The sequence below is a fragment of the Tunturibacter gelidoferens genome, assembly GCF_040358255.1.
Classification (GTDB): domain Bacteria; phylum Acidobacteriota; class Terriglobia; order Terriglobales; family Acidobacteriaceae; genus Edaphobacter; species Edaphobacter gelidiferens.
On sequence record NZ_CP132938.1, the window covers coordinates 5217518 to 5239389 of the forward strand.

General features: G+C 57.4%; 19 protein-coding genes. 9 read left to right on the forward strand and 10 right to left on the reverse strand.

The genetic code is table 11. From position 1 onward, the window contains the following. The first annotated feature begins 29 nt into the window (after window positions 1-29). Both RBB81_RS22350 and RBB81_RS22355 read left to right on the forward strand, forming a co-directional pair. Complete coding sequence (locus tag RBB81_RS22350; RefSeq protein WP_353072208.1) at window positions 30-1658, forward strand: ArnT family glycosyltransferase; 1629 nt, start codon at window positions 30-32, stop codon at window positions 1656-1658. 383 nt (window positions 1659-2041) lie between these two features. Continuing rightward, window positions 2042-2665, forward strand: a complete 624-nt coding sequence (locus RBB81_RS22355; RefSeq protein ID WP_423248039.1) for a DUF2490 domain-containing protein — start codon at window positions 2042-2044, stop codon at window positions 2663-2665. Window positions 2666-2778: 113 nt separating this feature from the next. On the opposite strand, the gene RBB81_RS22360 is transcribed toward RBB81_RS22355, so the two are convergent. The 4 genes from RBB81_RS22360 to RBB81_RS22375 form a co-directional block, all read right to left on the reverse strand. After that, window positions 2779-3165, reverse strand: coding sequence for a hypothetical protein (locus RBB81_RS22360; protein ID WP_353072209.1), 387 nt, complete (start codon window positions 3163-3165; stop codon window positions 2779-2781). Between the two features lie 190 nt (window positions 3166-3355). Then, window positions 3356-4345: an AbiV family abortive infection protein gene (locus RBB81_RS22365; protein ID WP_353072210.1), complete on the reverse strand. Its 990-nt coding sequence runs from the start codon at window positions 4343-4345 to the stop codon at window positions 3356-3358. A gap of 356 nt (window positions 4346-4701) precedes the next feature. After that, the gene (locus RBB81_RS22370) at window positions 4702-5964 is read right to left on the reverse strand and encodes an epoxide hydrolase family protein (RefSeq protein ID WP_183792734.1); all 1263 of its coding nucleotides are present in this window, start codon (window positions 5962-5964) and stop codon (window positions 4702-4704) included. A gap of 238 nt (window positions 5965-6202) precedes the next feature. Beyond that, the gene (locus RBB81_RS22375; protein WP_221273198.1) at window positions 6203-7480 is read right to left on the reverse strand and encodes a hypothetical protein; all 1278 of its coding nucleotides are present in this window, start codon (window positions 7478-7480) and stop codon (window positions 6203-6205) included. A gap of 329 nt (window positions 7481-7809) precedes the next feature. On the opposite strand from RBB81_RS22375, the gene RBB81_RS22380 reads away from it, so the two are divergent. The 7 genes from RBB81_RS22380 (at window position 7810) to RBB81_RS22410 (ending at window position 15172) form a co-directional block, all read left to right on the forward strand. Beyond that, window positions 7810-8937, forward strand: coding sequence for a sensor histidine kinase (locus tag RBB81_RS22380; RefSeq protein ID WP_183792738.1), 1128 nt, complete (start codon window positions 7810-7812; stop codon window positions 8935-8937). Continuing rightward, window positions 8925-9692, forward strand: a complete 768-nt coding sequence (locus RBB81_RS22385) for a LytR/AlgR family response regulator transcription factor (protein ID WP_179585318.1) — start codon at window positions 8925-8927, stop codon at window positions 9690-9692. The genes RBB81_RS22380 and RBB81_RS22385 overlap by 13 nt, the downstream gene beginning before the upstream one ends. A 211-nt stretch (window positions 9693-9903) precedes the next feature. Continuing rightward, a complete protein-coding gene (locus tag RBB81_RS22390; RefSeq protein WP_353072211.1) occupies window positions 9904-11541 on the forward strand; it encodes a tetratricopeptide repeat protein in 1638 nt (545 codons plus the stop codon). Then, window positions 11538-12854 (forward strand): NfeD family protein, encoded by a 1317-nt coding sequence (locus RBB81_RS22395; protein ID WP_179585332.1) that lies wholly within the window; start codon window positions 11538-11540, stop codon window positions 12852-12854. The genes RBB81_RS22390 and RBB81_RS22395 overlap by 4 nt, the downstream gene beginning before the upstream one ends. An 82-nt stretch (window positions 12855-12936) precedes the next feature. After that, window positions 12937-13614, forward strand: coding sequence for an outer membrane beta-barrel protein (locus RBB81_RS22400; protein ID WP_183792742.1), 678 nt, complete (start codon window positions 12937-12939; stop codon window positions 13612-13614). 77 nt (window positions 13615-13691) lie between these two features. Beyond that, on the forward strand, window positions 13692-14474 hold the full coding sequence (locus tag RBB81_RS22405) for a slipin family protein (RefSeq protein ID WP_179585336.1): 783 nt from the start codon (window positions 13692-13694) through the stop codon (window positions 14472-14474). Between the two features lie 2 nt (window positions 14475-14476). After that, a complete protein-coding gene (locus RBB81_RS22410) occupies window positions 14477-15172 on the forward strand; it encodes an SPOR domain-containing protein (RefSeq protein ID WP_353072212.1) in 696 nt (231 codons plus the stop codon). On the opposite strand, the gene RBB81_RS22415 is transcribed toward RBB81_RS22410, so the two are convergent. The 6 genes from RBB81_RS22415 to RBB81_RS22440 are packed head-to-tail and all read right to left on the reverse strand — an operon-like array spanning window position 15151 to window position 21809. Further along, on the reverse strand, window positions 15151-15885 hold the full coding sequence (locus tag RBB81_RS22415) for a lysophospholipid acyltransferase family protein (protein WP_353072213.1): 735 nt from the start codon (window positions 15883-15885) through the stop codon (window positions 15151-15153). The two genes, RBB81_RS22410 and RBB81_RS22415, sit on opposite strands and share 22 nt — an antisense overlap. 47 nt (window positions 15886-15932) lie before the next feature. After that, the gene (gene mpl / locus RBB81_RS22420) at window positions 15933-17366 is read right to left on the reverse strand and encodes a UDP-N-acetylmuramate:L-alanyl-gamma-D-glutamyl-meso-diaminopimelate ligase (protein WP_353072214.1); all 1434 of its coding nucleotides are present in this window, start codon (window positions 17364-17366) and stop codon (window positions 15933-15935) included. Between the two features lie 16 nt (window positions 17367-17382). Then, on the reverse strand, window positions 17383-18327 hold the full coding sequence (locus RBB81_RS22425; protein ID WP_353072215.1) for a S66 peptidase family protein: 945 nt from the start codon (window positions 18325-18327) through the stop codon (window positions 17383-17385). Continuing rightward, the gene (gene dapF, locus RBB81_RS22430; RefSeq protein WP_183792753.1) at window positions 18324-19127 is read right to left on the reverse strand and encodes a diaminopimelate epimerase; all 804 of its coding nucleotides are present in this window, start codon (window positions 19125-19127) and stop codon (window positions 18324-18326) included. Before dapF ends, RBB81_RS22425 begins: the two co-directional genes overlap by 4 nt. Before the next feature lie 44 nt (window positions 19128-19171). Next, window positions 19172-20878: a glycosyltransferase family 39 protein gene (locus tag RBB81_RS22435; RefSeq protein WP_353072216.1), complete on the reverse strand. Its 1707-nt coding sequence runs from the start codon at window positions 20876-20878 to the stop codon at window positions 19172-19174. After that, the gene (locus RBB81_RS22440) at window positions 20865-21809 is read right to left on the reverse strand and encodes a PfkB family carbohydrate kinase (protein WP_353072217.1); all 945 of its coding nucleotides are present in this window, start codon (window positions 21807-21809) and stop codon (window positions 20865-20867) included. Before RBB81_RS22440 ends, RBB81_RS22435 begins: the two co-directional genes overlap by 14 nt. Window positions 21810-21872: the final 63 nt, after the last annotated feature.

Here is a 21872-nt window from a genome sequence, read left to right on the forward strand (position 1 = left end):
AACGAGCTTTCGAGAACATCCCTCTCTGGATGCTCTATCCGCTCTTCTTCGTCGCCGTCTACCTCTCACACTTTCGCCTCCTTCGCCTCCCCTACTTCTGGGACGAAGGAGGCTATTACATTCCCGCTGCGTGGGACTTCTTCCGCACCGGCACCCTCATCCCGCAGAGCACTGTCACCAACGCGCACCCTCCGTTGCCTTCGATTCTCCTGGCCGGCTGGTGGCACCTCTCCGGCTACGTCGTCAGCGGGACGCGCACGCTAGTCTGCATGGTCGCCGCAGCTGCTCTGCTTGGTGTCTTCAAACTTGCAAAGACGCTGACGACCGCGGGAGTTGCGGCGGTCACAGTCGTACTCACCGCGATCTATCCCGTCTGGTTCGCACAGAGCACACTCGCTCACGCCGACATCTTCGCTGCCGCCTTCAGCCTCTGGGGCCTCGCCTTCTACTTCAACCGCGAAGGCGCTGCTGAGACACTGTCGAGACTCGGCTTGAATACGATCTATGCCGCGGCAATGTTTTCTCTCGCCGCTCTGTCTAAAGAAACGTCCATTGTCACACCAGCAGCGCTCGCTCTCTGGGAGATCGTGCTTCTGCAGAAAAATCGCCGTGAGCCTTTGTCACGCAGACTCCACTTCCGTTGGATCGTCGCACTACTAGCCCCGATACTGCCGCTCGCCGCCTGGTATGGATATCACTATCGCCGCACCGGCTTTGTCTTCGGGAACCCGGAGTTCCTTCGCTACAACGCCACCGCAAACCTCGACGCCTATCGCATCGTCCTCTGTCTATGGCACCGCTTCCTTCATCTCTTCGCACACATGAATATGTTCGTGCCCGTCGTATGCACGATCGCCGCGATGTTGATCCCCGTCGCTGCCACTAACTCGCGGCCCCCCATCTCTCGCCCCGCACTGAAAGCCATCGGCGTAATCCTGCTCGCGAACTGGATCGCATTCTCCGTCCTCGGGGGCGCGCTCCTCACTCGCTATCTGCTGCCGATGTATCCGCTCATCCTGCTCGTCTGCGTCAACACCTGGTGCCGCCGCATCCCCGAGCGATGGCCTCTCCTTGCTGCCCTGAGCGCTGCTGCATTCCTCGCCGGCATCTGGATCAACCCGCCCTACGCTTTCGCGCCTGAGGACAACCTGACCTATCGCGACTTCATCGTGCTGCATCAGCAGGCGATCCGCTTCATCGACCTGAAGTACCCTCAGGCCACGGTGCTCACGGCATGGCCCGCAGTCTCTGAGCTCAACCGCCCCGAACTCGGCTACACTAATCACCCCATCAAGACGACTCCCATCCAGAACTTCTCCCTCGATCAGATTCAGAGGGCAGCCGCCGATCCTGGAAGTTACGATGTTGCGCTCCTCTTCTCCACAAAATGGGCTCCCCCGGCAAACCGCGTCAACCTCGGTCGCCAGAACGAGTCCGCGGACACAAAGTACTTCGACTTCCATCGCGACCTTTCTCCGGCCGAAGTCGCGATACTCCTTCACGGCGAAGTCGTCTGGCAGGGGCACCGCAAAGGGGAGTGGGCGGCCGTCCTGCACTTCCCCCGCATCGTCGAAGCAGCGCTCCTCCCACTTCAAAAACCAGGGGATAGCTATACAGTAGGGAAAATTCACCCCCCACTGCCGATTTCACCCGAATAAGGAGGAGCACGTTTCTCGGCAGCAAACTGAACAACGCTTTGATCGTAGCCTTATGATGAACTCGGCGCATCGACTACTGCGATCAAATGGCAAATCCCGAACATCTCACCAAACTGAAAGAAGGCGTAGCGGTCTGGAATCAACGTAGGAAGGAAGATCGCGATGTTGCGCCAAACCTGCGGGAGGCTGATCCTGGTGGAACGCACGCCGGTTTGCATGCTATCCCGGGACAGAAAACTCAACTAAAGGCGGAGCACATAGCCAAAAGGCAACGCCTGCACCATCTCCTCGTAATCGGTTTCTTGTTCATTGCAGTCATGCTCGTTTTTGCTCCAACACTTGAAGCACAATACGTTGACTCAGGGACGTGGTTCGGGGGCTCAATGACGGGGAAGCTTCCGCAGTCGATGAACAATCCGAAAGGTTCATGGCGGCTATGGATGGATGGACAGTTGCGGCTTGGAGACGACTCGAGCCGTTTTTCACAGGGACTGGTGCGACCGGGTTTCGGCTATTCGCTGAATCAAGCCTGGTCGCTTTGGGTTGGCTATGCCTACGTCCGCACGGACCAGCCATATGCGCTAAAACCGTCGACTGAAAACCGCATCTGGGAACAGATCAGTTGGCAGCATCTTGTCGGCAGTACGGACCTTTCGTCGCGAACGCGTCTAGAGCAACGATTCCATAGCGCCGGCAGCGGCACTGGCGTGCGTCTCCGCGAAATGGGCAAGCTGATACAACCGCTGGGTGTGAAAAAGATCTGGCTGATTGCGGTGTACGACGAAATATTCGTCAACATGAACAGCACCAACTTTGGAGCCAGGTCAGGAGCGGACAGGAATCGGGCCTTCATCGGCCCGGGCATCAACCTCAGCAGATCGATCCGCACAGAGTTGGGCTACATGAATCAATATACCTTCAACAACAACGGTCCCGACCGGGTTGACAACATCTTCTCCGTAAATGCCTTCTGGAACTTCTCCCACAGTGCACCTCCTGAGGAGTGAGATACCGCGGAAGGGTTCCTGCACAGTCAGTTCCTATTGCAGGGGGTGAACTGGGTTGGAACAACACTCGGAGTTATGTCACGTGGTAACGCGTGAGACGGTCGAAGAATTCTCTATTCCGCTGCTGGAGATTCATCGGCTGGCGCGGTAGGCTCCGATTTCAATGCTCCGCTGGCGATCTGCTCCTGCATGTATACCGCCGCCTTGAGGCGGATATAGATGTCGAAGATGATTTTTGATCTTGCTACATCTTCCAAGGTGATTGGCCTTGTGAACGTTTGTGTTTTCACCTGAATTACGGCGTTCGCACATTCCTTCAGCATCCTCATGAACTCTTCGGAAGTAGCGAAACGCGTGAATACGGCGTTGACCGATGCCTCGTAGGTTTCCGGTTTGCCGTCCCAATCTTCATAGGTCTTAAGAGCCATATCGAAGCACTCCATAAAACCAACGACTAGATTGTGTTCGAACTGAAAGAAGATGTCGTTCTTCGCCATCATGCCCAGCATGCTGAATTAGCGGTGGTAAAACACCTGTTCCTGCTCCGATGCCTTTGCGACATAACCGAAAACTATCGGCATCTGGCGTAGCAAGTCATCTTCCTTGAGAGCCATGTGGCCCCATGAAATCCGAAGCTCCGGAACGCGTTCGATGATGACCTGGTGGTCGGTCTCAAGATCGGTGATCGTCTCATAGAAGCGAGAAGTGAAGGTGGGTAGATACCACCAAAAGAAACCGCTCGTAGAGATGTTCAGAGCAGACACGAAGATCATGACACTCTGCATGCCCATGCCCCACAAATTCCCCATCAGGATGTTTTTTGCCAATTGTGAATTCGACTATCAGCTCGTTTCTGTCCGAAGTGTGAATCAGCTTGATCTTGTCGATGTCTTTATTCCAGCCTGTGAGCTGGTTGGGCCGGATTGAGTGCGACCACGACTTAAGCCGGATACGTAGCTTCCACTTGTCGGTGTATTTCTCCTCTCCTTCGGGTCGCTGACGTTGCATTTCGATCTGTGCCTGCTCCATTGCCTTGCGAGCCTGCTCCTCGAACAGCTCACGCAGCCAGCGTATCCAACCCGTGCGGTTATCCTGCAGCTCGATCTGCTTTTCAATGCTCTGCTTCGAGAAAATGAACGGCTTCATCTCCGGGTTCCGCGTTGCTAAGAAGAACCACTGCATGTCAGACCGTTCCTGCTCATCCAGGTCCCGGTATCGCTTCGCTTTTTCCATCTCCAGACGCGATTCTGTCAGCCTAACGAGGCGGCCAGCACGTTCTTCGGTGATTTCATCCTGGGCGTTCGGATATGCGGGATCGAAGTAGAGCGTCTGCAATCTGGTCTCGTGAATACCCTTGGCTAACTCCATATGTTTTGGGATCGTCCGCCAATCGGCCTCGATTCCGAAAGCCGGTAGCCAGATAGCCCAGAACAGCTTTCGTTCGTGGTCCTCCATCCATTTGCTGAGACGCGAATCTTCCTGTTCTGGCTCGTCTTTCGGGTCCACCGACTCGATGAAGATCAATCCGGCTTTGCCAATCTCTTCCATGGCGAGCGCGGCGAGGTGGTAGGCGACATGGTACTGCCCCGGGGCCATCACGACCTTTGCGGAACTCAGCAGCCTCTCGGCATTCAGCAGACAGGCATTTAATATTGGTTCAATTTCTTCAATGGTTGCCATGCAGAGCATTGTAGAGCGGCTGGGCGGATGAGCTTTTCTTCCACTTGCCGATCATTTTGCTCCCAATTCGCTGTCTCGATCTGGAAAGAGTTTTGAACATGAAGCCAAAGGAGGACACGCCGTCTTTCTAATCTGCAGAGCGATCTCACACAATGATGGCGCACTCCGCCCGTGCTTATGTCTTCGGGCAATTCGGTAGTCCATACCTGTTCGACGCGCGACGCTTCAGCGAATTGCAGCCGCGCTCACGCAATTGCCATAGTGATTGGTCTCAAATGTTGGGGGGCGGACTGCTCCAACGTGGGGTCGAATCTGTCGACTAACAAGGGCACTCTCTACAGCTCATATATATCTAATTACTTCTGATCAAGCTTTGCAAAAAACTTCCGTATGTCGGCAACCAAGAGATCGGGCTGTTCCAGAGCCGCGAAGTGTCCGCCCTTCGGCATACAAGTTTTTTGTACTATGTTGTAAGTCTGGGTAATCCAGCTAAACGGCGGGACAGCCACTTCCTTAGGAAAATCCGCATACCCCACAGGAGTCTCCAGGTGTGGTGTTGGCACGATTTCCTCAATAGTGAGCCGATTCTCACGATAGATTCGCATAGCGGAGCCGATCGTGCCGGTTACCCAATAGAGCGTAACATCGGTTAAAAATGTGTCGCGATCCACAGCCGTAAGGAAATCGCCGTTGTTGTCCGTAAGCAGTTGAAATTTGCCAATCATCCAGGCCAGCCACCCCACTGCGGAGTCAGTAAGGGCGTAGGCAAGAGTCTGCGGTTCACTGGCTTGGAGGAAAAAGAAGCTGCTCTCTTCCCGGTCAAAGTAGGAATACCGTTTCCGCTCCGCATCGCTCATTTTCGCAACGGCTTCCTGGTTCCGCGGCGGCACGTAGATGAGGTTCAGATGCAACCCGATCACGTGTGTTGGCGCCTGGTAAGCCATGTCCTGGGCTATTGCCGAACCCCAGTCACCACCTTGTACGCCGTACTTGGAGTAACCCAAACGGTCCATCAGAACAACTAGAGCCGTTGCCATACGCTGCGGGCCCCAGCCACGGGCTGTAGTAGGTCCGGAATATCCAAAACCAGGAAGCGAAGGAATGATTACATCAAATGCCGGGCTGTTTTTGTCTTTGGGCCGGGTGAGCGGCCCAACGAGCTTCTCAAACTCCAAAATCGAGCCGGGCCATCCGTGAATCAGCATCAACGGTATGGCGCCGGGGCGAGGAGATCGCTGATGAATAAAGTAAATCTGCTGCCCATCAATTTTCGTTGTGAACTGGTCAAGCTGGTTGATCTTCGCTTCTTGCGCACGCCAGTCGTAACCGTTCTGCCAATAGTCCGCAAGTTCCCGAACCTTCTTGATGTCGGCGCCGTACTCCCAGGTCGTCCCCGGAAGTTGATCGGGCCATTTGGCATCTGCTAAACGGCGTTTAAGATCATTTAGAACACTGTCGGGAACATGCATTTTGAATGGCCGGATTGGAACAGGTTCAAGCTTCTTAGTCGCTTGAATCTGTCCGAGTGCAATTGCGGAGTGTAAAAGCAACGCGACCAGAAGTAACCTCTCAACCTGCCAGCCTGTCCTTTTCGCTTTCTCGAATCCAGTTTTCATCATGCTCTTGCTTCACTCAATGATTCCGAGGTTGCCCTCAAATGGCCATCCTTATATCTGATCCGGCGTTCCTCGACAACAGCTGTTGACGAGCGTTCGCCGACATCTGCGGTGCGCTCATTGAAAGCCGTGAGGCGTGCCGTTTGACACGTCTCACGGGCTCGTGTTCCCACCCCTGCGTTCCGTCGCGTCTGGGTAAACCTGGGAGAGTTCAGACACATACGCGACGGAACGCAGACCTTTATCGCTGGAGTCGGGCAGGTCCGAATCTCTTAGAGGAGTGATTGCAAGCATTCGCGCGTAAAGCCAAAGGCGGGTGTGTACGTGCGTAGTCTGCCATCGAGGCGCCGATGCGTATGTCTGCCGGTGTCAAAAGGAAGGCATGAATTTCGCCCTTATGGGGGCCGTTTTGCACCGTTGCCATGCCTGAGATTTGTCCGAACTCATTGATATTGCTAGCTGCGATTATAAGGAGGTTGGAATCGTCGGGAATTACCGTATTAAGGTCGGTGATCACATCGTCCTGCCAGATGAAGCCGTGGGACCAGTCGCCATTCGAGTCAAAAGTGCTTCCCACCACCTGACCCCGGTTGTTGATGCCGGTGGCAAAGGCGGCAGAATCTCCCGGCAGAAGTTTGAGGCTTTTGACTTCGCCATCTGCGCCCTGCGGCCAAAATGCGGCAAAGTAGCCTGCAGCACTGCCGATTTGCCCGACGATCTGACCGCTGTTGTTGATGGCGTATGCGGAACTGAAAACTCCGTAATCCTTAAGCGGGAAGACAGTCTTGTCTTTCCACACTACGGCGTGAGCCTCGGTGCAGTTTCCTGAGTAGCCCACGGCGTGGCCTCGTTCATTAATCCCGTTCGCAAAACCGTCTTTATCGCTTCTACTTGCCAGAGGAAGAGCTTTGACGTTGCCTCTTTCCCACAACGCCGGCAAGATAATTCGATTGTTCGTCACGGTGTCTCCGCATGTGGAGTCCAGGGCACCGTCTTCGGCAAATCCGACGATTTGTTCGCGGTTATTGATGGCGTTGGCCCACCCATTAATTCCGCCGAGCGTGGGAAGAGCACTCATGTGGCCTTCTCGCCAAAGAAACGGAACGCACTCAAGATGTGTGCCAAAGCCGCAAAGGTCTTCGCCGTTCGGATCCGGCACAGCTGTTTCGGAGAAACCAACGGCTTCCCCGAGGTCGTTGATCCCGCCATAGTCAGTCCAACTGTTGGCGTCGGGTTTTCCAAGCGTGCCCAGGTCGATGTTGAATCCGTAGATGCTGATCACGGCGCGGCCGCTTGCAATTGTCGTAGACGTACTTGTCTCAGGAGGGTTCACGATCCCATCCATGTTCTCCGCCCACCCTAGATTGTTGAGGCCCATGACCATCGCGAAGTTGTTCGTATTCTTGTTATTGCCCAAGTCGGTCATTCTGTAGCTCTGTTGAGCGAATGCATTGCTGAAGCAAGCCAATGCAATCGTTGTCACCCACAGCGTCCGGAATTTCAGCAACTGTATAAGCATGTTCATATCTCCTCTTTTCCGCCAGTAAAGTTGTGTTGCCGAGATGATTGGTGTATTACGTCAGGTACCAGTCGGCGCTCTGACAGTTAGCGTGCTATTGACAGCAGAATTGGCTCACAACTTCACGGATTCCTGTTGAGTGAGAAGTGCATGTGGTGTTCCACGTTCAGAACGATTACGTGAGACTACAGGCCCAGCTCTTCAGAGTCCGAAAACGACTGGCGAACTAACAGCCTCGTTCAAATTGTGTTCAGAGCCTAGCTCAATGAAGTTGATAAGCCAGGCCTAATCTGCTCGGCGATTGAGAAATGCGATGAGCCGAGGGTTTCGTGCGTCAGGCCGTGGAATGCCGATCCACACTTTTAGCTAAAATGCTATGCATGAATCGACAGAATGTCCTGAACTTGCGGTCCTTCTGGCAAATCCAGATCATTGGATGGTGCTGCTTTTATCTGTTCCACCTTCTGGAATCCATTCATGCGTTTTTGACTAAGCGTGTGTTCTTCCGGGAGGAGACGGTGCCTGTCTTCTTCATGTTCCTGGGAAGTTTTATCCTGCGCCCTTTTTGCCGTTGGCTGCTGAGACAATCGCGGTCCTGGATCGCATTTGAATTGAAGGGAGCCGCGGCAGCCATGGTCACATCCATTCCCGTAGCTTGCGCATCCGGCCTCATTTTGCAGAATTTCAATCATGTGCCGTGGCACGCTCTGGTTACGGTTTGGGCGTGGTCATTTTTCATGCTCTTCATGTGGTGCAGTCTCTACTTCAGCATTAAGCAATGGCAGCAATCGAGCATGGAGAACGAGCGGCTACTTCGCGCAGAGTCTGAGCTCAGAGAGGCGAGGCTGCTCGCACTTCGCTATCAGTTGAACCCACACTTCCTGTTCAATTCGCTCAATGCCGTCTCAACTCTCGTTCTGGATGGAAATGCCCCTGCGGCCACGCGCATGCTGGCACAGATCGGAGACCTTCTGCGCACAAGCCTGGACTCCGAAGTCACAGCAGAGGTGACGCTTTCTCAGGAACTGGCCTTTACCGAAGGCTATCTGGCGATCGAACAAACGAGGCTCGGAGGGCGGCTAAAAGTCGATATGGCTATTCCATTCGAAACGCGGGATGCCCTGGTGCCGAACATGGTGCTGCAGCCGCTCGTTGAGAACGCAGTGCGCTACGGAGTGGCGCCGTTGATCGAAGGTGGATGGATTGCGATCAAGAGTGGACTCGATGACGACAGGTTGCGAATTGTCATCGGGAACTCCGGACGGCCTGGTGAAGGCAAGAAGAAGAATGGAAATGGAATTGGTCTCGGAAACACAGCGGAGCGCCTGAAGACACTTTATGGAGCGAATTTCGAGTTCTCGCTTGGGTGGCCTGAGGCAGGCGGTTGCGAGGTCGTGCTGGAATTGCCGTTACGCAGGACTCGGAGCCTGCTTGAGGCTTCACCGTGCGCGCTCTAATCGTCGACGACGAGCCCTTGGCGCGTCGTGGCGTCGTTCTCAGACTACGCAAATTCAGGGATGTCGAGATTGTTGGGGAATGCGCAGATGGGCAGTCCGCAGTGCAAAGAATTCTGGAACGATCTCCCGATGTTGTGTTCCTCGACATCCAGATGCCCGGAATGGACGGTTTCGAGGTGGTGCGGGCCTTGCCTGCAGAAAGTCTGCCCGCATTCATTTTTCTCACAGCGTATGAGCAACATGTTTTGCGGGCATTCGATGTTCATGCGCTGCATTACTTGTTGAAGCCAGTGGACGACACGCGCTTCGCGGCAGCTGTTAGTCGAGCTCGTGATCTGGTCGACTCCGCATTAAAGGCCGACATGGCACAGCGGGTCATCAAAATGCTGGGCCGCACCTCAGACGGATTCGCATCCCGGTTCACGGTGCAAGCTGGATCTCGCATTCAAATCGTCATTGCGGAGGATGTTGAGTGGGTTGGGGCTGCTGGTGATTATGTTGAACTCCACGTCAACGGTCGTTCGTACCTGTTACGCGAGACGATGGTGTCTCTCGAACAAAGGCTCGACCCGGCAAAGTTTATCCGCATACACCGCTCCCGGATTGTGCAGACCAGAGGCATACTGGAGCTGCGATACATCGAAAACCGCGAGTTCACAGTGAAGCTTTCGGACGGCTCGGAGCATCGCTCGAGCCGCACCTACGCGGATCGACTTGAGCGCTGGTTGTCATCAGGTAGGGTCTGCCAAAAATAGGCTAACTCTGAGCCGACTGACCAACGGCAGCTGCGATCGTTCACTCCAAATGCGGTCATGGATTTCCTGATGCACGAGAGGGTCAAGACGGGTTTATCGAAATAAACATATTGAAAATTCCTGACAGTCAGTTCTTATTGCAGGGGGTGAATTTTCCCCGCTCTATAGCTATCCCCCACTTCAAAAACCCTGACCCTCTATACTCATATCTGTGAAGAAGCGCCTTCAAGTTCGCTCGATCCTTCGACGGTCCTGGCTCCTCCCCCTAATTCTGCTATGCAGTAATCCCGGAATCTCACAATCGTCGGAGACCTCTGACGCCGGAGGTCGCGTCGTACTCGTTCTTCCCTTCGACAACCGCTCCGGACAGGCAGCTCTGGCATGGGTTGGCGATTCGTTTCCCGACACGCTGAACCAGCGCCTCACCTCTGCAGGCTTCCTCACCATCGCCCGCGAAGACCGGCAGTACGCGCTCGACCATCTCGGCCTGCCCATCGACTTCAGGCCATCCCGCGCGACCACCATTCGCATTGCGCAAAATCTCGACGCCGACTTCGTCATCGTAGGCAGCTACAACGTCGCGAATGGCCGCATCGCGGTACAAGCCCAGGTGCTCGAGGTCAAAAACCTCAAACTCTCTGCGCCGCTGCAGGATTCAAGCGAACTCAACCGCCTCTTCGACGTAGAAAACGCCATCGCGTGGAAGGCGGCACGCCAGATCGATCCTCACTTCAACGTGGCCCAACAGACCTTTCTCGCCGCTTCGGGCGGAGTCCAGCTAAGCGCCTTCGAGAACTACATTCGCGGCACCGACGCGCCAACCTCGCAAGAGAGAATCAAGCGCCTGCAGGCAGCCATTGCGGCGAACCCGAACTATCCTGCAGCCCTTCTCGCTCTCGGCAAAGCACAATACTCAGAGCGAGAGTACGACCAGGCCGCAGTAACGTTTGCGAAGATTCCTCAAACGGACCGCCGCGCTCTTGAAGCAGGGTTCTATATCGGCCTGTCCCGCTTCAACACCGCAAAGTACGCCGAGGCCGAATCAGCCTTCGCCTTCGTCGCCAGCCGACTGCCGCTTCCCGAAGTTGTCAATAACCAGGCCGTCGCCTCCAGCCGCCAGGGCCACAACGCTGTTCCGCTCTTTCAGCGCGCCTCGACTGCCGATCCCAACGACCCGGACTACCACTACAACCTCGCTGTTGCCCTGTTTCGCCAAGGCGACTTCGCAGGAGCCAAACGCGAAGTTGATCTCACCCTGAAGCTGCGCCCTGCGGACTCTGAAGCAGCACAACTCAAGACCAGCATCAACTCAGGCCAAAAACCCCCAGCTGTGGCCGCAGCAGCCGCCACCGACACGACAGCATCGTCGGACTTCGACCCACTCGAACGCATTCGTCGCACCTACTCAGAGGCCTCCTTCCGTCAGGCGGCCTTTCAACTCGACCAGATGCGTGCCATGCGTCTGGCCACTCTGCCCCCTGCGGAACAGGCCGCGAAGTACACGCAACAGGGCCACGAGTATCTCACGCAAGGGCTGGTTCCCGAAGCCGAACAGGAGTTCCAGACCGCCATCGCCGCGGACGCCGCAAGCGCAGAGGCGCACGCGGGGCTCGCCCAGGTTCGCGAGCGCAGCGGAAACTCAGCTGACGCGCGCGCCGAAGCTCAAAGCTCCATCATGCTGCATCCGAACATCCCGGCCTATCTCGTTCTCGCCCGCCTCGATCTGCAGGCCAATGACGCGTCTGCATCTGCGAGAGACGTCAGTAAAGCACTCCAACTCGACCCGAAGGACTCTTCAGCGCAAGGCATGCGTCAGGCCCTGCAGGCACGCGGACAGAGCCTGCCATGACTTCCGTCACGAGATTCGCCCTTCTCTTGCTGATGGCGATCTCCTGCTCACTGTCCACACGTTTGTTCGCCGCTCCCGACTCCCCCGGCACCGTCGTCAAACTCACCATTCACGACACCATCCAGCCCATAACCGCGGACTATCTTCAGCGTGGCCTCCACGAGGCTGCCCATCGCCACGCTCAGGCAGTGCTGATCTCAATGAGCACCCCCGGCGGCCTGCTCGAATCCACCCGCGTCATGGTTCAGGCCATCGAAAACTCACCCGTCCCTGTAATCATCTTCATCTCACCATCGGGCAGCAGAGCAGGTTCGGCCGGATTCTTCATCCTCGAATCAGCCGACATCGCCGCGATGGCCCCCGGAACCAACGCCGGAGCGGCTCATCCCATCGTCGAAGGCCGTCAGCTCGATCCCGTCCTCAAAGACAAGATCGAGAATGACGCCGCCGCCTTCCTCCGTTCCTACACCTCCCGCCGCGGTCGCAACGTCGAAGCCGCCGAAGACGCCGTTCGCAACTCGAAGTCCTACAGCGACGAAGAGGCACTGAAGCTGAAGCTCATCGACCTCGTCTCTGCCGACGACGCCACCCTGCTCAAAACGCTGGATGGCCGCGAGATCCACCGCTTCGACGGCACCACCCAGACCCTGCATCTTCAGGGAGCAGAGATTGTCACCACCGCTCCCTCCGAGCGCGAGCGCCTGCTCAGCAAACTCACCAACCCAGACATCGCCGTCCTGCTGCTCGTTCTCGGCGGCCTCCTCATCTACCTGGAGTTCAACGTTCCCGGCACCGTGGTTCCCGGCTCCATCGGTACGCTCTTCATCCTCCTGGGCCTCTTCGGGCTGAACCTTCTCCCCGTCCGCCACACAGCAATCGTTCTCCTGCTGGCAGCGTTCATAATGATGTTGCTCGAAGCAAAGTTCGGCAGTCACGGCGTCCTTGCGATCGCCGGCATCGCCTCTCTCGTCTTCGGCCTGGCCACCCTCGTCGACGGGCCCATCCCAGAACTCCGCGTCCACATCGCGACAGCCCTGGGCGCAGGCCTCGGCTTCGGCGCCATCTCCTTCGGCCTTGCCTGGATAGCGCTTCGTGCCCGGCGTGGCAAGGTCCTTACCGGCCCACAGGCCATGATCGGCGGCATCGCCGTCGTCCGCACCCCGCTTTGCCCCACTGGGCAGGTGGAGATTCGCGGCGAGCTATGGCAGGCCTCGCTCCGCGGACAGGAATCTCTCGACGTAGGCTCTTTGGTCTCAGTCCGCGACCTGGACGGCCTGACCCTGGTCGTCGAACCTGCCAATAAGCCCGTTTGACGCACCGTCGAAGCCCCCACCAGACTCCGCGCCAGAGTAGACTGAAAGAACAGTAGTTTTTGAATAAGGGAGTCTTTTCTTGATGTTGAATGTGTCTCGCCCGTCGTGGGTTCGGAACGTTGTACTTTGCCTGCTGCTCCCCGCGGCCGGATTAACCGCCAACGCACAGGCCACCCCGCAGTCAGGCCTGGACCGTCAGCTCTCCCGCCTCGACATCGGCGTGGTCGCCTCCGCCATCATCAACAAAGACTCGAACGGCACCGTAGTCGTCAACACCGTTCCGACAGCAGTCAATCTTCATCCCGGCAATACGGTCGGTCCACTCGTAACCATCCGCTATACGAAATCCCCATACCTCGGGTTTGAGTTCAACTACGCCTACGCCCGCTACACCCAGACCTTCACTCCTTTTGGAGCGGCGCCGGTCGGAGGAGTTCAGCAGAATGCCTCCGAATACACCTTCGGTTACGTAGCCCACTTCCCCCGTGAGTTTCATGGGATCGCACCGTTCGCCGGTGGTGGCGCCGGAACAACCGCCTTCCGACCCACACCCGGCGGCGGAGAAGGCCTGTCGCCGCAGGCACGCGCCACCTACTACTACAACGTCGGAGGCGACTACATGCTAAACAAGCACTTCGGAGCACGCGCCGAGTTTCGCCAGCTGTTCTTCAAGGCTCCGGACTTCGAAACCAACTATCTCACCATTCAGAAACACACCACCGAACTCCAGCCCGGCTTCGGCTTCTTCTTTCGCTTCTAGCCAGTAACACCGGCCGCTGCTGCGCCTGCTTTACAATCGCAGCGGCGGCTGCAGTCGGGCCGACAGAGGTTTTACCCATGATGTCTCTCCCGCTCCTCTTTGCCATCGTCATCGTAGTTCTCTACCTTGTGAACTCCCTCAACATCCTCAAAGAGTACGAGCGAGGCGTCATCTTCCGTCTCGGTCGGGTCAAGCAGGCAGCGGCTGGCCCAGGTCTCATCTGGATCTTCCGCCCCCTCGATCAGATCGTGCGCGTCAGCCTCCGCCAGGAAGCGATGGAAGTTCCCCCGCAAGACGTCATCACCCGCGACAACGTCACGCTCAAGGTCAATGCCGTCATCACTCTGCGCGTCGTAGACCCCACTAAGGCTGTCATCGAGGTGGCAAACTACATCTATCAGACCTCGCAGTTCGCTCAGACCACCCTGCGCTCGGTCCTCGGCGAAGTCGACCTCGACGGCCTCCTGGCCCACCGTGAAGCCCTCAACATCCGCATCCAGACCATCATCGACGGCCACACCGCACCCTTCGGCGTCAAAGTCGTCTCCGTCGAAGTCAAGCAGGTTGACATGCCCGAGTCGATGCTACGCGCCATGGCCAAGCAGGCGGAGGCCGAACGCGAACGCCGAGCGAAGATCATCCATGCCGAAGGTGAGTTCAACGCCGCAGCCAAACTCGTCGAAGCCGCCCAGCTCATGGCCACCCAGCCCATGACCCTCCAGCTGCGCTACCTCCAGACCCTCACCGAGATAGGTGTCGAGAAAAATACCACCATCGTCTTTCCCCTTCCAATGGAGCTGATGAACCTGTTCAATAAGACGACGCTCACGCCCGACGCGGCGTTGGAGAAGAAGGTCTGACCGTGAACAGCCGCTACCAAACCGACGACGACTTGCAGGATCTTCACGACTCTCGCGGACAGGATCGCGAGATCTCGCTTGGCGCTACCACTATCCTTGGCATCTTCTTCGTGCTCGCTCTGCTCTGCGCGGTCTTCTTCGGCTTCGGCTACTCCCTGGGCAGGCGTTCCGCCCCCCCTGTAGTCAGCGCAGCAGAGACCACCACCACAAGCTCTGAGTCCAGCGCCTCCAAACCCGCACCGGGAAGCCCCGCAGCCCACACAGCGCCCTCTTCGCCTGCAATCCAGGCCGACGACGCGAGCCAGACTCCCAGCCTCTCGGACGCTCCAACAAACGCGTCCACCGAGCCGAGCCAGCCGAGTCCCGCTATCACCAAAGTCAAGGCCGTCGCCGCAGACTTCCGCCCCGACACCCGCCCCGAATCAGCGACCAAGCCCACCACCAGGCCAGTGTCGCTCGCGCCTACCGTGCCGGCAGCACCGGGAGTAGCCATCGTCCAGGTCGCCGCCGTCTCACACCAGGAGGACGCCGACGTTCTCGTCAACGCCCTGAAGCATCGTGGCTACAACGTCGCCATTCACAAGGAGCCGCAGGACAAGCTGCTCCACGTTCAGATCGGGCCCTTCCCAACCAAAAAGGATGCCGACGCCATGCGGCAGCGTCTCCAGACCGACGGCTACAACGCCATCGTCAAGTAATCTGCAGGCTTCATCTCCAGCGGCAGAGCCTCTGCAATCGCGTTCCGGACCGCCCGCATCAGCTCCTCCCGAGTCGCATAGTCCGACGGCTCGATAGCCGGAAGCAGTTGAACGCGCGCCAATCCAGGCGTGATGGCGTTACTTCCCTTCCTCATCATCGTCTGCGTCCCCGACACAGCGATAGGAATAATCGGTGCCTTCGTCTCCTGCGCCAGAAAAAACGGCCCCTTTTTGAAGGTCGAGAGTCGCCCATCCGGCGAACGAGTTCCCTCCGGATACACGAGGATGTGCAGCCCCGAGCGCAGCGCATCCACAGCGGCCGCCACGCTGGCCTGCGCGGAATCTCGACGGCTGCCACGCTCCACCGGAACGAACTTCGCCATGCGCATCGCCCGGCCCAGAATCGGGATGTTCATCAGCTCCTTCTTCAGCAGCACCGAACTGCGTCCCGGAAGAAGCGGAATTGTAACCGGAGGATCAAGATTCGAGACATGATTGCTCATGAAGATGCAGCTGCGTCCCGCTGGAATATTCTCGAACCCGCTGATCTCGATCTTGATTCCAGCAGCACGCACCCCCGCGTTCGTGATCCACATCGCAACCCGATAGAGCCGGGTGATGTCTCCGACCAACAAAGTGTAAGGAATGCCAGCGATCCCGGCGATTGGACCCAGGGCGAGATAAACAAAGACGAGCTTCAGGGTTGCGAACATACCATCTTCAAGGATAACAGTCGCAACAGAGCTCCCAACCGGCCGCTTTACGTCCTTGAAGTTCGGCCCGCAATCGCCGCCGGAAGCTTCCCGTAGATATTCCCGAATCCGCCATTGGAAAGGATCGCAACAACATCTCCCTCTCGCAACTCGGGCGCAACCGCTCCGACGATCGCATCGGCATCGGCCAGCAAACTCGCAGGTACTCCGCGCTTGTTCAAAGCACTCACAACATGGTCCGGGTGCAATCGTTCGTCCGCTGGAATGCTCTCGGACTTGAAGACCGAGGCCAGTACGACCCGGTCCGCCAGCGCGAGGCTGTCCACCAGATCGAGCTCAAAGACATTCCGCCTCAGCGTATTGGACCGCGGCTCCAGCACCGCCCAGAGGCGTCTGTTCGGGTAGGATTCGCGCAACGCCCGGAGAGTCTCGCGAATCGCCGTCGGATGATGCGCAAAGTCGTCGATTACGGTGACGCCCCCCACAACGGAACGGACTTCGAGCCTTCGCTTCACGCTCTTGAAGGTCGCCAGCGCCTCGACGATCGCCCCAGTCGGAACACCCTGCCCTGCTGCAAGCGCCGCCGCCGCCGTAGCGTTGAGCGCGTTATGCGCCCCCGCCATCGGCAGGCTCAGATCAGCAAACGGAGCACCCGCGCGCGTCACCGTCCAGCGAGTCAACGCCCCTTCATGCCGCAGATCTGCAAGACGCCAATGCGACAGAGGATCGAAGCCATATCGCTCCACCGCGCAGAAGGCCTTCTCGATACACTCACTCACGTTCTCGCTGCCATCGAACGCAACAATCCGCCCGCGCCCCGGCACAAGATTGACCAGCCGCTTGAACGCAGTCTTCACCGCGCCAAGATCAGCGTAGATATCCGCATGATCGAACTCGACATGAGTCAAGATCAGAGCATCGGGAAAGTAATGCAGAAACTTTGGCCCCTTGTCGAAGAAGGCGGTGTCGTACTCATCGCCCTCCAGCAGAAATGGCCTGGTCGAACGAACCATGAAGCTGGTCCCGAAGTTCTCCGCAACGCCACCAATCAGAAACGAGGGCGCCAGCGCGGGGTTCTGTCTCGACGCAACCTCATAGATCCACGCCAGCATGCTCGTAGTCGTCGTCTTGCCATGCGTCCCCGCAACTACCAGCGACTCCCGCCCCGGCAGAAACTCATCATGCAGAATCGAGGCCATCGAACAAAATGGAATCCGTGTATCAAGCACGTACTCCAGCTCCACGTTGCCCCGCGAGATCGCGTTCCCAACCACGACCAGGTCCGGCCTCGGTTCCAGATTGCTCTCTGAAAATGGTTCACGAATCGGAATTTTAAGCGAAGCCAGCAGATCACTCATCGGCGGATAGGCGGCCGTGTCCGACCCCGTAACACGGTGTCCTTGAAGCTGCAGCATTCCGGCCAGCGAGGCCATCGCCGTACCGCAGATGCCGATCAGATGAATGTGTTTGGAATTTTGCATGTCGCGAGACTCCAGCCTAACCGCTCACCGCTGCTTCGAGAAGGTGCATCCTCGGATTCCTCGCGTCAGTAAGGTCCAGTCTCGCGGAAACCCCAAGCGGCAACGTCACGTTGTACGTGCTCACATGCCCACAACGCAGCCCGACCGCAATCGGGCCATCGAACTCACGAAGCGAGTGGAGAATCGCGCTCTCCAGATAGTCTCGCTCCTCCTGCGAAACACACTGCCCCATATCCCCGAAAACAATCCCCGTCGCTTTTTCAAGAACTCCGGCATAGCGAAGATGCAGCAGCATGCGGTCCCACTGGTACGGCTTCGTCCCGATGTCCTCCAAAAAGAGAATGCTCTCCCGCTCGATTCGCGGAGCATACGGCGTACCAATCGCCTCCACGAAGATGGACAGACACCCACCCGCGACCACGCCCTCCGCCCGCCCCGCACGCAAGACGCGAAGCCCCTCCGCTTCACCAAGCGACCATGCTCCACTGTCCGTCAGACTATGATGCCAGCTCGGAAGATCCACGCCATCATCCTGCGAGAAATCCGCCGCCACCATCGGCCCATAGAACGTCGCAAGATTCGCCTCGTTATGAAGCCAGCAATGAAGCGAGGTATGGTCGCTGTACCCGATAAACAGCTTCGGATTTGATCGGATAAGCGTCGCATCAAGATAAGGCAGCAACTCCGCCGATCCCCACCCACCCCGCGTGCAGACGATCCCATCAATCTCCGGATTCGCAAACGCCGCATGCAAATCCTGGAGACGATCCTCAAGTTTGCCCGCATAGTAAAGCGGCCCGTTATCCAAAGCATGCGGGCTGAGCACGGTGTTGTACCCAAGCCGCTGCAAGTGGGCTATGCCGCGCTCCACCAACTCCGGCTTAGGAGTACTCGCCGGCGACAAAACCGCAAGAGTCGCGCCTGAACGCAGAGCCCAAGGCTTGAAAAAGGATGCTGTCACAGGGCCGCGACCTCACCTCGGCAGATAATCTCCGCCGGTCCCGTCAAACGCATCACTGCATCGTTCGAAGACCACACCGTTCGCTGCGGTCCGCCTTCCGCAATCGCGGTCAACTCCCGTTCAGAGCCGCGAAGCGCCATCGCCGCTGCCGAAGAAGCGCACGTGCCCGTCCCGGACGAGGTGGTAGGCCCGCAGCCCCTCTCAAAGATGCGAAAAGCTATCTCCGAAGGCGACAGAACCCGAACGAACTCAACGTTGGTCCCATGAGGAAATAAGGGACTCCCACTGATCTGCGCCCCAAGCTCCTGCCAGCTCAACCCATGCGCGCTGAAATCTTCGCTATCAACGAAGAGAACGAAGTGAGGGTTGCCAACATTCACCATCGCACCCGGCACCTCGCCAACCCCTGGCAGCACAATCGTGCGTTGCATCACACGAGGAACACCCATCTCGCTCTCGATCAGATAGAGCGGATCGTTCGACTCAATCACATGGCAGGTTCGCAGGCCACCATGAGTCCCAAGCGCGACCTCCTGCCTTCCCTCACTGGTCGCCAGCCACGCAGCAACGCAGCGCGTCCCATTACCCGAGAGTTCCGCCTCACTTCCGTCCGCATTGAAGAGCCGCAGAAAAAACTCACCGTTCGCCCTTCGATCCAAAAACTCAATTCCATCCGCACCAACACTGGTGTTCCGTGCACAGAGCTTCCGGGCAAGCTCGGCATGTCGACGCTGTGCGAGCGGCTCCTCAATGATCAGAAAGTCGTTACCGCAAGCATGCGCTTTGACGAAAGAAATCATGTGCTCCTATTGTGCCTCATGGCGATATGCGAGGTCGGCTGACCCTACTTTGGCGATGCAACACTCGATCGGTCGGACTTGTAGATCCGTGCGCAAGGCTGGCCGCTCGTGCAAAGAATCGTCAACTCGGTGAGTCCCTGAGGATGCATCGCGACAGCAGCCGCCACCGGATCTCCGGCAACTGCGACAACATAGCCCGCGTGCTCAGCAGGCGCAGCCAACGCCGCCTGAAAGCTGTCGTAATCTCCTTCGTTGACGGTCTGCCGCAGAGGAATTCCTGCATCCTGCAGCGCCCCGATGTGATTGGAGTTGTACATCAGGATGGTCGAGCCGTAGGGGAACTCGCCCAGCTGACGAGCGAGCGCTGTCTCAAACGCAACACGCGTCGTCGAATTGACAAGCGCCTCTTTCAGCACCAGCGGCGTGCGGTACATCATTCCGACCGTATTCAACGCGATCAGCAGAAGCACCACCGGCTGCATCAGTCTCTTGGCAAGCGGCTGCGTCTCGCTCCACCGCCGCTCCATCCACTGCACCGCTACAAACGTAAAGACCGCCAGCGCCGGCAGCAGCTCCATCCCGTAACGCGAGTTGTAGTAAGAGTGTGGCCAAAGCTGCGGAATGAAGATCGGTACCGAACCATAAGCCACCGAATAGACATAGAAGGGCAACGGCATCCAGAGCAATAACGACGACAGCGCGAAGCGACGACGTATAGCCAGGATCAGCCCACTCACCGCAGCCGCCATCAGCACAAACCCAGTCTCCCAGAAGGCAGCGTCCACCTGCGCCGTGCGCGTATAAAACAACAGTGCCCACGCAGGATTATGCCATCCACGATGGTGATGGCCGTTAGGCGGCATCGTCTTTTTTTCGATCGCGGCCGCCGAATAAGGCCCACGCAAGAAGTCCAGCGGATCATGAAAAAAGTGCTGGTTATAAGCCAGCCAGCTAACCGGCCCGGCAATCACGAGCAAGGTGAAAACAACAAAGACAGGAGCTACCTTGCGCCACACCTCACGATTGCGTGCAAGTGAGAAAGTTACAACGCACCAAACCGCAGCACCAAGAATCCATCCGTCGTAACGCGTAAAAACAGACCCCAATATGACGATGGCGAGCAGGAGCAGACGACGGTTGACGGCGCTCCGCCGAGAACCTCTGATTGCAGCGACGCATTCAACGGTAAGCAGTGTGGTCCAGATGAGAAGCATCAGGAACAACGGCTCAGTCATTGCCGTGGTCGAAAGATAAAGCAGATTCGGATTGAGTGCGTAGAGAGCCGTCGCAGCAAGGGCCCACCGAGGAATCATCATCCAACGCGCAAGCCGATAGATCCCCGCTACGCTGGCGATGTAGCAGATCAGCGAAGGCCACGCTCCCGCGAGCCCGTTCTGCCACCATTCAACCTTCTGCACAAACGGCAGCATCAGAAGATGGGGCAACGGCAACCAGACTCCACCCAGTTGAACAAGCCCGGGGTTGCGCGAGTCCAGAATGCGACGAGCGATTCCGAGATGAGCGACAGCATCACCGTACAGCAGTAAATATCCGCGTGAGTACGACAGAAGCAGTGCGATAAAAGACAGCAGCACCGCACCCAACGCGACTGGAAAGGTCTCCTGCCGCGTCGCCGGCCTCACATCTTCCGGATCGAACTCCGCGGCACCCGAACCAGCAGCACGGGCCGCGAAGGCCGATGCCGCCGGCCTGTTGAGCCGGGAGCTCCGAGACGATCTAGACCCCCGCATGTTCAAGGTGCGAGATCTCCAGGAAGAGCTTGAATCGTTCATCGATCTCTTCACGAGACACATTCTGAAGACGCTCGGTTCCGAAGCGCTCCACCGCAAACGAACCCATCACGCCACCATAAAACATCGCAGTCCGAAGAACCGCCGGAGTCAATTCAGCCTGCGACGCAAGGTATCCGTAGAAGCCGCCCGCAAAAGAATCCCCGGCGCCAGTAGGATCAACCACCTCCGCGAGAGGAAGCGCCGGTGCCCGGAACGGACGCAGCGCCTTGCCAACACCAGGGAACGAGCGATCGCTGAAGAAAGCAGTCGCGCCATACTCGCCATGCTTGACCACCAGCGTCTTCGGTCCCATGCCGAGCACCTTCTCTGCCGCCAGAACCAGATTCCGTTCACCGGCCAGCATGCGAGCCTCACCATCATTGATCAGCAGCACATCGAGCTCGCGCAGCACCTTGGCAAGATTCGCAGAGTGATCGGCAATCCAGTAGTTCATCGTATCGCCGCAGACCATCCGGACATTGGACATCTGACTCCGCACGCGAGACTGCAGCACCGGATCGATATTCGCAAGAAAGAGATACTCGCTGTCTTTATACGCATCCGGAATCTTCGGCTCGAAGGTCTCGAACACATTCAGGTCCGTACCTAGAGTCTTCGCCTCGTCCATATTCCCCGAATAGGAGCCGGTCCAGTGAAAGCTCAGCCCCTCCGACCGCTCGATACCCCTCGTATCAATGCCGCGACGAGTAAAAATCGCCTCATGTTCAGCAGTGAAGTCTTTCCCCACAACGGCAATAACACGTACCGACGTGAAGTAACTGGCAGCAAGCGAGAAGTGCGTTGCCGCGCCCCCCAGGCAGTCCTTCACAGCACCATGGGGAGTTTCAATGTTATCGAATGCCACCGAACCTACAACAAGAATTGCCATAAACTCCCTTTTTGCACACTTGGTTTTTGATTAGTAACTATTCCTGATACATAAGTCTAAGGC

What these genes read in the sequence shown, in the direction of transcription:
- RBB81_RS22350 (WP_353072208.1), top strand. Translation starts at nt 30, where the DNA reads ATGCTCTATCCGCTCTTCTTCGTCGCCGTCTACCTCTCACACTTTCGC.
- RBB81_RS22355 (WP_423248039.1), top strand. Translation starts at nt 2,042, where the DNA reads ATGACGGGGAAGCTTCCGCAGTCGATGAACAATCCGAAAGGTTCATGG.
- RBB81_RS22360 (WP_353072209.1), bottom strand. Translation starts at nt 3,165, where the DNA reads ATGATGGCGAAGAACGACATCTTCTTTCAGTTCGAACACAATCTAGTC.
- RBB81_RS22365 (WP_353072210.1), bottom strand. Translation starts at nt 4,345, where the DNA reads ATGGCAACCATTGAAGAAATTGAACCAATATTAAATGCCTGTCTGCTG.
- RBB81_RS22370 (WP_183792734.1), bottom strand. Translation starts at nt 5,964, where the DNA reads ATGATGAAAACTGGATTCGAGAAAGCGAAAAGGACAGGCTGGCAGGTT.
- RBB81_RS22375 (WP_221273198.1), bottom strand. Translation starts at nt 7,480, where the DNA reads ATGCTTATACAGTTGCTGAAATTCCGGACGCTGTGGGTGACAACGATT.
- RBB81_RS22395 (WP_179585332.1), top strand. Translation starts at nt 11,538, where the DNA reads ATGACTTCCGTCACGAGATTCGCCCTTCTCTTGCTGATGGCGATCTCC.
- RBB81_RS22400 (WP_183792742.1), top strand. Translation starts at nt 12,937, where the DNA reads ATGTTGAATGTGTCTCGCCCGTCGTGGGTTCGGAACGTTGTACTTTGC.
- RBB81_RS22405 (WP_179585336.1), top strand. Translation starts at nt 13,692, where the DNA reads ATGATGTCTCTCCCGCTCCTCTTTGCCATCGTCATCGTAGTTCTCTAC.
- RBB81_RS22415 (WP_353072213.1), bottom strand. Translation starts at nt 15,885, where the DNA reads ATGTTCGCAACCCTGAAGCTCGTCTTTGTTTATCTCGCCCTGGGTCCA.
- mpl (WP_353072214.1), bottom strand. Translation starts at nt 17,366, where the DNA reads ATGCAAAATTCCAAACACATTCATCTGATCGGCATCTGCGGTACGGCG.
- dapF (WP_183792753.1), bottom strand. Translation starts at nt 19,127, where the DNA reads ATGATTTCTTTCGTCAAAGCGCATGCTTGCGGTAACGACTTTCTGATC.
- RBB81_RS22435 (WP_353072216.1), bottom strand. Translation starts at nt 20,878, where the DNA reads ATGCGGGGGTCTAGATCGTCTCGGAGCTCCCGGCTCAACAGGCCGGCG.
- RBB81_RS22440 (WP_353072217.1), bottom strand. Translation starts at nt 21,809, where the DNA reads ATGGCAATTCTTGTTGTAGGTTCGGTGGCATTCGATAACATTGAAACT.